Source organism: Thermodesulfatator indicus DSM 15286 (assembly GCF_000217795.1).
Taxonomy (GTDB): Bacteria; Desulfobacterota; Thermodesulfobacteria; order Thermodesulfobacteriales; family Thermodesulfatatoraceae; genus Thermodesulfatator; species Thermodesulfatator indicus.
Genome location: NC_015681.1, coordinates 2,187,600 through 2,200,632, shown reverse-complemented (window position 1 = coordinate 2,200,632; position 13,033 = coordinate 2,187,600). Strand labels below are relative to the sequence as shown.

Genomic DNA, 13,033 nt, shown 5'->3' with positions numbered 1-13,033 from the left:
CATGATACGAGTAAAAATTTGCGGAATAACAAGGAGTGAGGACGCTGAACTTGCTGCTTATCTGGGGGCAAGTGCTATAGGTTTTATCTTTTATCCCAAAAGCCCTCGCTATATTACTCCTTTAAAAGCCAGGGAAATACGCCAAAATTTGCCTCCTTTTGTTCACACTGTGGGCGTTTTTGTAAATGAAGAGCCCAAAACAATAAAAGAAATAGCCAATTTTGTAGGGCTTGATTTTGTACAACTCCACGGAAACGAATCACCATCAATTTGTGAAAAGTTTTTCCCGAAAGTGATAAAGGCCTTCAGGGTAAGAGAGGAAAAAGACCTTAAACAAATTTCTGCCTATCAGGGAAAAGTTTCAGCCATTCTTCTTGATACTTACGTTAAAGGAGAGCCGGGAGGGACAGGCAAAATTTTTGACTGGCGCTTGGCGATTAAAGCCAAAGAGTTCGGTCTTCCGTTAATTTTGGCGGGAGGTCTTAATCCCGAAAATGTTTTAAAAGCCATAAGAGAAGTCTCGCCTTACGCCATTGATTTGAGTTCAGGGGTGGAAATGGCTCCTGGCTTAAAGCATCCTTTCCTTTTGAAAGAACTATTCAAAAAATTAAAAGAAAACCTTTGCAAAATTCAAAAAGTATAGATTGATCGCCACGGCGACTAAGTCGCCTCGCGACAGAGATCCCTTCGCTAACGCTCGGGACAAGGATTGCTTCGCTTCGCTCGCAATGACTCTCTCCGGCTGTCACTGCGAGGAGCCGTAGTGAGATCCCTTCGCTGGCGCTCGGGACAGGCAAAACAGTCCCTGAGATTACTTCGTCGGCACTTCGTGCCTCCTCGTAATGACCCGGTTGGGCCACTTCGTCGGCACTTCTGGTATCCTCGCGTGTATAAGTAAGTGAGAAGTGAGAATTATTTACCATCAGCTATCTGCTATCTGCCATCTACTATACGGTCACTGCGAGCCGGTATGGGCGAAGCAGTCTTTTAAATAAACATTTTGCAAAGGTCTCAAAAAACTTGTAATTCTTTAATAGCTTTTTAATAATGTTTTGTTCCCTAGTTTTATTCTGAAAAGGAAGTAAAATTTCCAAAAATTTGTTATCCAAACAGGTGAAAATATATGGCCAAAGAAAACGCTAAAAAGCGTAAAGATAAAAAAAACAGGAAAAAACCTAAAAATCTTGGTGGAAAGCAGCATAACGACAAACAACATAAAAAAATAAAAAAAGAATCCAAAGAACCTCTGATAATTGAGTTGGTTCTAAGAGATGATTATGCCGGTTTTCATGCAGTGACTCAGGGGCTCAATTTAAGGCCTGGAGATTTTGTTTTGGTAGAGTTTCCGGAACAAAAAGAAGTGGCCAGAGTAGTTTCTTTGCCGGTTCGGGTTCCTATTTCTCCTGAAATGTTATCTGTCCTTCCCAAAGTGAAAAGGCTTGCCAGCGCAAAAGAAATAGAAAGATACCGCGAAAATCTAGCTTTTGAGGAGAAGGCCTGGAGCATATGTGAACAATTAGCTGAAGAACAAGGCCTTGAAATGAAGCTTGTCCGGGTGGAAAGGCTTTTTGATCGAAGTAAAGTCATCTTTTACTACACCGCTGACGGTCGCATAGATTTCAGACAATTAGTCAAAGACCTGGTGCGAGCCCTTCGCACAAGAATTGAAATGCGCCAGATAGGCGTGCGCCACGAGGCCGGTATGGTGGGAGGCATTGGCTGTTGCGGACGCGAAATATGCTGTGCCACTTTTCTTAAAAAGTTTGACCCGGTTTCCATTAAAATTGCCAAAGAACAGAGCCTTCCCCTTGATCCTGTTAAAATTTCTGGTATTTGCGGAAGGCTTCTCTGCTGTCTTCTTTTTGAACACAATGTTTATGCAGAACTTTCAGCAAGCCTTCCCAAGATAGGCAAGAAAGTCTCCCTTGAAGAGATTGAGGGCCGAGTGGTGCGCTATAACATTTTCAGGGAATCAGTAACCATTGAAACCAGTGAGGGCGAAGAAGTAGAAATTTCCGTAGAAGATTTTCGAAAGGAGTTTTGAGATATGGCCTTTTACATAACTACTCCCATTTACTATGTAAACGCTGAACCACATTTGGGGCACGCCTATACCACCATTGTGGCTGATGTAGCGGCTAGACTTAGAAGGCTCCTCGGAGAAGATGTCTTTTTTCTAACCGGAACCGACGAACATGGAGACAAAATCGTCCAGGCCGCTCAAAAACAGGGGCTTAGCCCAAAAGAATACGTTGATAAAATAAGTGCCCTCTTCAAAGATGCCTGGAAACTTTTGAATATCTCTTACTCAAGATTTATTCGCACCACGGATCCCGATCACGTAAAAGTGGTCCAGTACGTCTTGCAAAAGATTTACGACCAGGGTGATATTTACTTTGCCGAATACGAAGGTCTATACTGTTTTGGTTGCGAGCGCTTTTTGACCGAAAAAGAGCTTGCCAACGGCCTTTGCCCGGATCATAAAAAGCCGCCCACCCCTTTAAAAGAAGCCAATTACTTTTTTAAGCTTTCTAAATATCAGGACTGGCTCATAGACTACATCAAAAAAAATCCCGACTTTATTACCCCTGAGCGTTATCGCAACGAAATCCTTTCTTTCCTGAAAGAAGAACTTGAAGACCTTTGTATTTCCCGTCCTAAAACGCGGCTTACTTGGGGCATAGAGTTACCTTTTGACAAAGATTTCGTAACTTACGTTTGGTTTGACGCTTTGATTAATTATCTTACTGGTATTGGTTTCCCAGAAAATTCTACCTGGCAAAAGTACTGGCCGGCTCATCATGTGATTGCCAAAGACATATTAAAACCGCATGCCGTTTACTGGCCTATTATGCTTAAGGCCTTGGGTGTTGAACCTTACAGGAGCCTTCATGTTCACGGTTACTGGAATGTTGACGAGACCAAGATGTCAAAGTCGCTGGGCAATATCGTACGCCCCAAAGAGCTGGCAGCCAAATACGGGGTTGACCAAGTGCGCTACTTTTTGATGAGAGAGATGGCCTTTGGCCTCGACGCCAACTTTAGCGAAGAGGCTTTAAGGACACGGATCAACGCTGACCTGGCTAATGACCTTGGAAACCTGGTGTTTAGAACCCTTACCATGGTGAAAAAATATTTCGGGGGAGAAATTCCTGAAACCTTTGGCCGGGAAACTTCTGACGAAGAACTCTGGGCTTTGTGTGAAGAAAAAGTCTCTGCCTATATTTCTTCAATGGAGGCCTTTCAATTTCACCGGGGGCTTGCCAGTCTCTGGGATTTGATCAGAGAGGCTAACCGCTACGTTGATCATCAGGCGCCGTGGGCTCTTGTGAAAGAGGGGAAAAAAGAACGCACGGCCACGGTTATTTATCACTTGCTTGAGGTGTTAAGAGTAGTGGCTACGGCCCTTTGGCCGGTAATGCCTGAGTCTTCTGAAAAAATTTTACAGAAACTTGGCCTTGAGCCTAACGCCTATCTCCAAAAAGAATATCTTTCAAAATTTGGTGTTTTAACCCCTGGTACAAAGACCACCAGAGGAAAGGCCCTTTTCCCACGCCTTGAAGAAAAAGAACCTGCGAAAAAAGAACCAGAAGAGAAAAAAGAAGCTAAGAAGGAGGAAAAGTTGCCACAGGAAGAACAAATATCTTTTGAGGAATTTAAGAAGCTTGACTTGCGCATTGCGGAAGTGATTGAGGCAGAAAGGGTCCCTAATACCGATCGGCTTTTGAAACTAAAAGTCAGGTGCCCTGAAGAGCGCACGGTTATAGCGGGTATGGCTGAATACTATGCTCCAGAAGAACTAATTGGCAAAAAAGTGATGCTTCTGGCCAACTTAAAGCCAGCCAAAATTAAGGGAATTGTCTCTCAGGGCATGATTCTTGCGGCTAAAGACGAAAAAGGGCTTACTTTACTGGTGCCAGAAAAGGACGTATCTCCTGGGGCTAAAATAAGTTAGCGGAAATAACTTCCAGGGAGGTTATTGAGGGTAAGCTCTTCTATTATTTCTCTAAAAGGTTTACGGAATTTTTCTTTTAGTTCTACTATTTCAAGGCCGGCGTAATATTTTTCGCCATCTTTGCGCACCCATACCACTTTGGCGCGCCCTTTAATAGGAGGATCGGTTTCAAGAGAAAACTTTATCCTCATTCCTGGGCTTAAGCTGGTAAAGGTGGAAATACGAAAGCCTCCCAGGCTTATGTCTTCAATGCGGGCGTCGAGCACTTGATAGCTGTCTTCCACCACAAAGTGGCAGGAGCATTTGAGTTCAAAGCGTTCAAAAACACGTTTGTCTAGCATGTCTTTCTATTTATCGGTTAATTTTTAGGACGACTTAAAGCCAAAATTGAAGGAAGACCAGGATTTTTCATCATCTTTTTAAAAATTTGTTCTACTTCAAAGGCCTGGTAAAGTTTTCCCCGCTTTAAAGCCCCCTTTAGATAAATATTACCCTTGCGCTTGGCCTCTTTTATAACCAGGAGCCGCATGGCCGGAGTTAAAAGAGGGTCTCGGTAAATCTTGGCCAGGGCTTTTAGGCGAAAATAATCAAGCCCAGGAGTAGCAGAAAGCTGATCTTCGTGTCCGCCTCTTTTAATTACCAGGGGCTTTTCTATAAGGAAAACCGGATAGCGAGTCAAAAGTCTAAGCCATAATTCGTAGTCTTCACAAGCAAGAAAGCTTTCGTCAAAAAGACCTATTTCGCGGAAGACTTTTCGCTTAAGCATTACCCCTGAAGGGCTTATGAGGCATAGCTCTAGCGCCCGGTCGAAAAAGTAGCCTGAAGGCTTCTCGTGTCTTTTACGGGGGTTTACCCTTTTCCCACGTCTTATCCAGATTTCTTCAGTCTGAACGGCTACAGCCTCTGGCCTTCTTTCAAAGAAAGCTATCTGCTCAGCCAGTTTTTCCGGAAGCCAGAGGTCGTCGCTATCAAGAAAGGCTATAAATTCTCCCTGAGCCAGCCTTATTCCGGTGTTTCTGGCCGCTGAAACTCCTTGCCTTTTGACTTTGCGGACATAGCGTAAGGGATAACGGGAAACCAGATATGGCGTTTTATCTGTTGAGGCGTCATCTACCACAATTAGTTCAAAACTCCGAAAGGTTTGAGCTAGAACTGATTCAATGGCCTCTTTTAAAAATTTTTCCCGGTTGTAAGTGGGGATTATAACTGAAACCAGCGGTTTCATTTGTGATAGGGCTCACCAGCAATAATAGTGAAAGCTCTGTAAAGCTGTTCACAAAGTACCAAAACGGCAATTTCGTGGCCTAAGGTAAACCTAGAAAGAGAAAGTTTCAGATGGGCCTCGTTTAAAACTTCCTGAGAAAGCCCGTAGGCCCCGCCTATTAAAAAAGAAATTTCTTTTTCCCGTTGAAGTAAATCTTCCAGATACTCTGCCCATTCCTTAGAGGTAAATTCTTTCCCTCTTTCATCAAGGGCAATGATAAAGGCTTTTTCCTGGCCCCTTAGTAAGGCCTTTCCTTCGTTTTGTTTCATAATTTCGGGATCTTTAGCCTTAGCGACTTTCCGTTCTTCTAAAGAAAAACTTACATAATTTTTGAGCCGCATTTCGTAAAAACAAACCCCGTCTTTTATGAACGGAAACTTTAACTTTCCGGGTATGACTATTTTTAAAGTATTTGGCCAGCGCATTAATGTTTATCTTCTTTGTAAGGTTTTAAGTCAAAGATAGGCGTGCCATCAAGCATATCAAGACCTTCAACTTCAATTATATTTTCACGCACTTTTAAAACTTTGACTCGTGAAAGGCCGATTGGATTAGGCCTTACCGGCGAACAGGTGCTAAAGACACCGCGTTTTTCTCCTGGCCGATGAGGGGGTTCCTGAACCATATGTTTTTCAGGGTCAAAAGGTGGGCTTTTATGAAAGGCAAAAAGAACCCATAGATAATCACCTGGTTTTATATCTTTTAAGCCTACCTTATATTTGGGCAAAATATGGAGTTCACCTTTTACACGGGAGATAGAGTAAAAACGTGGTACCTCCTTGGCCTCAGTATGTACCCAGCCGATAGGTTCAAAGCAAAATTTTTTTTGGGAAATTTTCTTCATGAAAAATTTTTCTCCTGAAGTAAATTATTATTTATCTTAAAAGAGACTTTGGCAAAATTCAAAAATATAGCTTGGGATTGCTTCGGCTGCTAACGCAGCCTCGCAAGTTAAGTGAGAAGTGAAAAGTGAGAAGTTACTTAGAGCCATCTACCATCGACCATCTACCAATTTGTCACTGTGAGCCCGTATGGGCGAGGCAGTCTCTTGATAAGACATTTTGCCAAGGTCTCTAAAAAATACCAGAGGAGGATAGAGATGAAAAAAAGAATTTTGTTTATGTTGGTAGGTCTTTTGGGGGTGTTATGGGTATCTTCTCTTAAAGCTGCTGAGCTAGGCCTTTTTATTAGTGATGCAAACCTTCTCGTTCAAGGTGAACAGGAAGTTTACACCTATTCTGGAAATCCTGTATTTCTCGGGGGAAGTCTCTTTTATAGTGAAAAGCATGATCGCGATAACTGGCTCATTAGTGCCAATTTAAAAGTAAAAGACTTGTATCAACCAAAAGCTATAAACTTAGGCCTTGGTTTTCAGGCTACGGCTGGAAAAGTTAAGCCTAATTTGAGCTACGATGTGTTTGGAATAGGCTTTCTTTTTGTCGGGGTAGTTAACTTGGAACACACTACCTCTAAACTCCCTGTAGAAATTGAAACCTCTCTTTTTTACGCTCCCCCTATTTTAAGTTTTGCTGATACCGAACGGATTTTCAGCTGGAGCATAGGTGCTTTTTATAAGGTTAACCCCATGGCCTCTGTTGGGGTTCGCTACGATATTTATGATGTAAACATAGATAAGCCAGGAGACCCTAGCTGGGACGAGAGCTGCCTTTTAGTGGGAGCAAAGATTAGATTCTAAAAAATTAATTGGGCCCATAACGGGCCCTTTTGCTTTTTTATGCCTGAAGAATGCATTGTCAAAGTACCTGTTTTTGAAGGTCCCTTAGATTTACTTTTACATCTTGTTCGTAAAAACAAGCTTGATATATTTGACCTTCCCATTTCCCTTATCACTGAACAGTATCTTGCTTATCTGGAGATGATGAAGGCCCTTGATTTAGACATTGCGGGAGAATATTTACTCATGGCGGCTACCTTGCTTTACATAAAAAGCCAGATGCTTTTACCAAGGCCGGCAGAAGAACATAGCGAAGAAAACGCCCTTGAAGACCCGCGGCAGGAAATCGTAGAACCGTTGCTTGCGCTTGCCAAATACCAAAAGGCTGCCGAAATACTCTGGGAAAGGCCTATCCTTGGAAGAGACATCTTTGTTCCCCCATCTCAAGAGGTAGCGCCTCATGATGAAGTCTCTGTTTCCCTTTTTGAACTACTTTCAGCGTTAAAAGAGGCTCTAGGGCGAAAACCTCCCACTCCTCTCGAAGTAACACGAGCGAGATACCTGATTCAGGAAAAGATGGCTGAGATTGAGCAAGTTCTTACGAGTTATCCCCGGATTCGCCTCAAAGAATTTTTTGAAAAGGCGACAGACCGTGAAGAAGCCATCACCATCTTTCTGGCTCTACTTGAGTTAGCCCAAAGAGGGGCTATTATCCTTATTCAATCTGAACCTCTAGCTGAAGTAGAAGTCATAAAAAGATGAAATTTTTGCTTCTGGGTATTTTAGCCGTTCTTCTTCCCCTGGCCTTTTTAAAGCTGTGTTATGCCCTGGGGACTATTTCCGTGATAAGGCGAACCAAAGGCGCCCTTTTTGTTTCCACATCCAGGGCCAAAATCAAAGCTATTCTTGACGAACTCGAGGGACAGGCAAACTTTCGTCTGGTGGATCTGGGTTGTGGAGACGGCCGTTTTTTAAGAGCGGTTTATCAGCGTTTTGGCATTGCTGGCGAGGGTTATGAAATAAATCCCTGGGCATATTTTTTGGCTTGTCTTAAAAATCGTTTAAATGGAGCACCGGTTAAAGTCTATCGTAAAAATTTTTTTAAAGCTGACCTTTCAACTTATGATGTCATCTTTTTTTATCTTTTTCCCGACTTACTACTTGATCTAGCTCCCAAATTGCGAAAAGAGGCCAAACCAGGAACCATTATCATAAGCGCTAATTTCCCTCTGCCAGGTTTTAATCCATATAAAGTTTTAAAGGTGGAAGACCCCATTTATTTTTATAGGGTTTAGGTTGTTCTTTGGTAAAGATTTGCTAACTCTTTAGTGAGTTTTTAAGAGGAGGTAGGAAATGTTCAAAGCGGTTTCTTTAGTCCCTTTAGGGAGTGTGCGCCAGGACGTAGTTGACGCCATTGCCGGAGGAATTTATGAAAATTTAAATCTTGAGGTCTTTTTCGAAGAGCCTGTCCCTCTTCCGCAAGAGTTTTTTGATCCGGCAAGGGGCCAGTTTAAGGCCGATGACCTGGTTAATTTTTTTCAACAAAACGTAGAGACCCGTTCTCGCCTCAAGCTAGGCGTCTGTGAGGTTGACCTCTACGCCTGGGATTTGAACTTCGTATTTGGTATCTCTATTTTAAAACAGGGCACATCTTTGCTTTCTTATAAACGCTTGGATAACAAATTTTACAATCTTCCGCCAAATGACCGCTTGCTTTATGAAAGGGCTCAAAAAGAAGCTCTGCATGAACTTGGCCATGCCATAGGTCTTGAGCACTGTGAAGCTCCCTGCGTTATGCATTATTCTAACAGCGTGATGGAAGTAGATGTAAAACCAGCTAAATTTTGCCCGGAATGCTGGCGAAAACTTAATATGCTTCTTGGACGCACTTTTCAATAGAGGTGAACCATGGCGGAAAAATTGGAAAAACGCGTAATTTTAGGTACAGCGGGCCACATTGATCATGGAAAAACCACTTTAGTAAAAGCTCTTACAGGCATAGATACTGACCGCCTAAAAGAAGAAAAAGAACGGGGCATAACTATAGAACTTGGTTTTGCTCATCTGACCCTGCCAAGTGGCGTTCGTCTCGGCATCATCGACGTGCCAGGGCACGAGCGTTTTGTAAAAAACATGGTGGCTGGAGCCAGTGGTATTGATTTAGTGGCTCTGGTGGTAGCTGCTGACGAGGGCGTTATGCCCCAAACCAGAGAACACCTGGAAATATGTGAACTTTTAGGAGTAAAAGCTGGCCTGGTGGTAGTTACTAAAAAGGATCTGGTAGAAGAAGATTGGCTTGAATTAGTGAAAGAAGACATTGCCGAGGCGCTTAAAGGCACTTTTCTTGAAGGGGCTCCCATGGTGGCGGTCTCCGCTACTACTGGCGAAGGCCTTGACGAGCTTATCTCCCTTCTTGACGGGTTAGTTAAAAAAGTACCTGCTCGCCCGGCCAAAGGGCCTTTCAGGCTACCAGTGGATAGAGTTTTTACCATTAAGGGCTTTGGCACGGTAGTTACTGGTACGGCCCTTTCGGGTAAACTGAAAATAGGCGACGAAGTCATAATTTATCCTCGTGAGCATGTCTCCCGCATAAGGCGTATTCAGGTCCACGGTGAGGACAGAGACGAGGCCTTAGCCGGCCAACGCACAGCCTTGAATCTTCAAGGTATAGAGAAAGAAGAAGTTGAACGAGGAGATGTGGTAGCAAAACCTGGTACTTTACGGCCAAGTCTCATACTTGATGTTTCCATTCGTTATTTATCAAGTGCACCAAGGCCTTTTAAACACAATACCCGAGTGCGCCTGCATATTGGCACAAGTGAAGTTTTAGGTCGAGTCTTTATCTTTGGGAAAGATAAAATAGAACCAGGCGAAGAGGCTTTCGCCCAGCTTCGCCTTGAAGAACCGGTGGTCTGCTGGCGAGGGGATCATTTTGTTCTAAGAAGCTATTCGCCTATGGTGACTATCGGTGGCGGAGTGGTGCTTAACCCGGTGGCCGGCCGTCGCAAGCGCTCTCAAAGACGGCAGGTTGAGGAGTTAAAACTACTTCGTGAGGCCTCTATAGAAGATGTTATTCTCTATCATCTGCGCCAGGCCGAAGAAATGGGGCTCCCTGAAGAAGAAATTGCCCTAAGAGTCTCTCTTTTTAGTGATGATCTGGCAAAAATTATGGAGCGGCTAATAGAAAAAGGCCAGGTTAAAGAGATTTCTTTTGAAAACAAAAAGCTTTATATGGCTCGCGAGATCTATGATCAAATAAAAAAAGAAATTCTTAATCGCTTGAAGAAATTTCATGAGAAATTTCCTTTAAAGCCTGGATTAACAAAAGAAGAACTTAGGCAGCGGCTTCCTTCAGGCCTTGATGCTAGGGCCTTTGAAAAGATGCTTGAAGAGCTTATTGCCAAAGGAAAAGTCGTCCAGGAAGAAAAGTTTATAAGACTTTCAAGCCACAAAATCGTACTTGCCGAAGAGCAAGAGGCCATAAAGCGGAAACTTGAAGATATATTCCTTAAAGCCGGAGTCACTCCTCCAGATAAAGATGAAGTTATCGTAAGTTTTAAAGAAAATGCTCCGGTAGCCCAGGAGATATTCTCTTTGCTGCTCCAGGAGGGGAAACTGGTAAAACTCCGCGACGGACTTGTATTTCATGCTGACGTTGTAGAAGATGTAAAAAATAAAGTTATTTCGTTTCTCAAAGAAAACCAGGAAATGGCCGTGGGAGACTTTAAAAAATTACTGGGTGGTGCCAGCCGCAAATATACCATTCCGCTTCTTGAATACCTTGACCACCAAAAAGTAACCATTCGTGTGGGCGATAAACGAGTACTGCGTAAGGGATAATGGCTAATGGTTGATGGCTGATGGCTGGTGACTAATGGCTGGTGACTAATGGCTGGTAGCTGGTAGCAAACTAATAAATATCATTTCGTTTTTCACTACTCGTATACTGTTCTTAATAGTTTAGTTAGAATAGACCTTTTGCAAAAAGTTTTATTTGAGAGACTGCTTCGCCCTACGGGCTCGCAGTGACAAGAAGAGAGGAGGTCGCAGTGACACCTGAGAGAGTCATTCCGAGCGAAGCGAAGCAATCCTTATCGCGAGGCGCCGATGGCACCGTGGTGATCTATCTATATTATTTGAATTTTGCAAAAGTCTTTAGGAATATAATTGATTATTTTTCAGACAAACATATTAAATTCTTAAATCTTTAATAAAATAACTTTAAATTACCTTTATTCACTTTAGATGACTTCTAACTTTATAGTTGATTTAAAGTAGTTTTTCTGTTTTTCTTGTAGTGAGAATAAGAATTAATTAAGGAGGCACTCATGGCTGGACCTTATACCAATTGTATTTTATGGGTTAACTTATCTAACGGAGAAATAAGAAAAGAAAACCTTTCTGAAGAAATTTTACGCAAATTTATTGGAGGAAGGGGTGTAGGTAGCTATTATCTCTCTAAGCTGATGGATCCCAAGGCTGAGCCCTTTTCTGCTGAAAACCCGCTCATCTTTGCTACTGGTCCACTTACCGGCACACCCGCTCCTACGGGTGGCCGTTACATGGTGATTTGTAAGTCTCCCCTTACGGGGCTTATCGCTTGTTCCAACTCCGGTGGAACTTTTGGCGCTGAGCTTAAAGCCGCTGGCTACGACATGATTATCTTTGAAGGAGTGGCTGAAAAGCCTGTTTATCTCAGCATAAAAGACGATGAGGTAGAACTTAAATCCGCTGAGCACCTTTGGGGGCTTGATACCCATGAAACCACCGATCGCCTGCAAGAAGAATTTGGTGATACCAAAGCCAAGGTTTCTTGCATTGGCCCGGCTGGAGAAAATCTGGTCCGTTTTGCCTGTATTATGAACGACAAACATCGGGCTGCTGGCCGGTCAGGAGTAGGGGCGGTCATGGGTTATAAGAAGCTCAAAGCTATTGTAGTGCGTGGCACCAAAAGGGTGGAACCCGCCGAAGCCGAAATTTTCAAAAATTTTCTCCGGGAAAAACTTGACATAATTAGAACCAACCCTGTCACCGGTGAAGCGTTGCCCAAGCTTGGCACCAAAGTGCTTGATAATATCATCAACGAAAGTGGTCTTTATCCAACACGAAATTTCCAGACCGGTGTCTTTGAAGGAACCGACGAAGTTTGTGGTGAAGCCCTGGTGGAAAAGGGCTACCTTAAAAAGAACAAGGGTTGCTATGCCTGCCCGATTAAATGTGGCCGGGTAACGGAACTTCCCAACAAAAATAAAGGTGAAGGCCCTGAGTACGAAACAGGCTGGGCCTTTGGCGCGGATTGCGGTGTAAAGGACTTAATCGCTATTACTGAGGCCAATTTCTTGTGTAATACCCTGGGCTTAGATCCCATATCCTGTGGGGCTACTATTGCCTGTGCCATGGAACTTTTCGAAAAAGGCCATATTCCTAAAGAAGATCTGGCAGCCGGCCCCAAACCGGTATTTGGTAGCTCTGAAGCTATTGTTTACTACACCCACGCATTAGCTTACCGCAAAGGCTTAGGAGACAAGCTAGCCGAAGGTTCTAAGCGTCTGGCTGAACATTATGGAGCTCCAGAGCTTTCCATGTCCGTTAAAGGGCAGGAGCTACCCGCTTATGATCCCCGCGGGGTGCAGGGCCATGGTCTGGCTTACGCTACCTCAAACCGTGGAGGTTGCCACGTAAGAGCATACCTCATTGCTCCAGAAGTGCTTGGTAGCCCGGAAAAGCTTGATCCTCAGGCAACTGAGGGTAAGGCCCAGTGGGTAAAAATCTTTCAGGATTTAACCGCGGTGATTGATTCCATGGGGCTTTGTCTCTTTACTTCTTTTGCCTTGGGAGCTGAAGATTACCGAGACCTTCTGGCCGCGGCTACAGGTTTTGACTACACCTTAGAAGAAATGATGCAGTGTGGTGAGCGCATCTGGAATCTGGAACGCGTCTTCAATTTAAAAGCAGGCCTTGATCCCAAAGAAGATACTTTACCAAAACGCCTTTTAGAAGAACCTATGCCCGAAGGGCCAAACAAGGGCAAGGTGCATCGTCTTCCAGAAATGCTTCCTGAGTATTACGAAATCCGTGGCTGGACGAAAGAAGGTATTCCCACCGAAGAGAAATTAAAAGAACTGGGCTTGGCTTAAGA

General features: G+C 43.6%; 13 protein-coding genes. 9 read left to right on the top strand and 4 right to left on the bottom strand.

Annotated features, from left to right (window positions below; genetic code table 11):
• The first annotated feature begins 1 nt into the window (after position 1).
• From THEIN_RS10830 to metG, 3 genes are all read left to right on the top strand, one after another.
• Positions 2–643: a phosphoribosylanthranilate isomerase gene (locus tag THEIN_RS10830; RefSeq protein WP_013908710.1), complete on the top strand. Its 642-nt coding sequence runs from the start codon at positions 2–4 to the stop codon at positions 641–643.
• Between the two features lie 480 nt (positions 644–1,123).
• On the top strand, positions 1,124–2,044 hold the full coding sequence (locus THEIN_RS10825) for a PSP1 domain-containing protein (protein WP_013908708.1): 921 nt from the start codon (positions 1,124–1,126) through the stop codon (positions 2,042–2,044).
• Between the two features lie 3 nt (positions 2,045–2,047).
• Positions 2,048–3,955, top strand: coding sequence for a methionine--tRNA ligase (gene metG / locus THEIN_RS10820; protein WP_013908707.1), 1,908 nt, complete (start codon positions 2,048–2,050; stop codon positions 3,953–3,955).
• Here the strand turns inward: metG and THEIN_RS10815 are convergent.
• From THEIN_RS10815 to tsaA, 4 genes are read right to left on the bottom strand one after another with little or no spacing between them, the layout of a single operon-like run.
• Positions 3,952–4,296, bottom strand: coding sequence for a PilZ domain-containing protein (locus tag THEIN_RS10815; protein ID WP_013908706.1), 345 nt, complete (start codon positions 4,294–4,296; stop codon positions 3,952–3,954). The genes metG and THEIN_RS10815 overlap by 4 nt on opposite strands.
• A 17-nt stretch (positions 4,297–4,313) precedes the next feature.
• Positions 4,314–5,180 carry a glycosyltransferase family 2 protein gene (locus THEIN_RS10810; protein ID WP_013908705.1) on the bottom strand — a complete coding sequence of 289 codons (867 nt, stop codon included), beginning with the start codon at positions 5,178–5,180 and terminating at the stop codon, positions 4,314–4,316.
• The gene (locus THEIN_RS10805; RefSeq protein ID WP_013908704.1) at positions 5,177–5,644 is read right to left on the bottom strand and encodes a 23S rRNA (pseudouridine(1915)-N(3))-methyltransferase RlmH; all 468 of its coding nucleotides are present in this window, start codon (positions 5,642–5,644) and stop codon (positions 5,177–5,179) included. Before THEIN_RS10805 ends, THEIN_RS10810 begins: the two co-directional genes overlap by 4 nt.
• Positions 5,644–6,063: a tRNA (N6-threonylcarbamoyladenosine(37)-N6)-methyltransferase TrmO gene (gene tsaA / locus THEIN_RS10800; RefSeq protein WP_013908703.1), complete on the bottom strand. Its 420-nt coding sequence runs from the start codon at positions 6,061–6,063 to the stop codon at positions 5,644–5,646. Before tsaA ends, THEIN_RS10805 begins: the two co-directional genes overlap by 1 nt.
• Before the next feature lie 255 nt (positions 6,064–6,318).
• On the opposite strand from tsaA, the gene THEIN_RS10795 reads away from it, so the two are divergent.
• From THEIN_RS10795 to THEIN_RS10770, 6 genes are all read left to right on the top strand, one after another.
• Entirely contained in the window at positions 6,319–6,915 is a 597-nt protein-coding gene (locus THEIN_RS10795; RefSeq protein WP_013908702.1) for a hypothetical protein, read from the top strand.
• 39 nt (positions 6,916–6,954) lie between these two features.
• Entirely contained in the window at positions 6,955–7,656 is a 702-nt protein-coding gene (locus tag THEIN_RS10790) for a segregation and condensation protein A (RefSeq protein ID WP_013908701.1), read from the top strand.
• Positions 7,653–8,189, top strand: a complete 537-nt coding sequence (locus tag THEIN_RS10785; protein WP_013908700.1) for a class I SAM-dependent methyltransferase — start codon at positions 7,653–7,655, stop codon at positions 8,187–8,189. Before THEIN_RS10790 ends, THEIN_RS10785 begins: the two co-directional genes overlap by 4 nt.
• A gap of 58 nt (positions 8,190–8,247) precedes the next feature.
• Positions 8,248–8,793, top strand: a complete 546-nt coding sequence (locus tag THEIN_RS10780; protein WP_013908699.1) for an archaemetzincin — start codon at positions 8,248–8,250, stop codon at positions 8,791–8,793.
• A gap of 9 nt (positions 8,794–8,802) precedes the next feature.
• Complete coding sequence (gene selB / locus THEIN_RS10775) at positions 8,803–10,734, top strand: selenocysteine-specific translation elongation factor (RefSeq protein ID WP_013908698.1); 1,932 nt, start codon at positions 8,803–8,805, stop codon at positions 10,732–10,734.
• A gap of 488 nt (positions 10,735–11,222) precedes the next feature.
• The gene (locus THEIN_RS10770; protein ID WP_013908697.1) at positions 11,223–13,031 is read left to right on the top strand and encodes an aldehyde ferredoxin oxidoreductase family protein; all 1,809 of its coding nucleotides are present in this window, start codon (positions 11,223–11,225) and stop codon (positions 13,029–13,031) included.
• Positions 13,032–13,033: the final 2 nt, after the last annotated feature.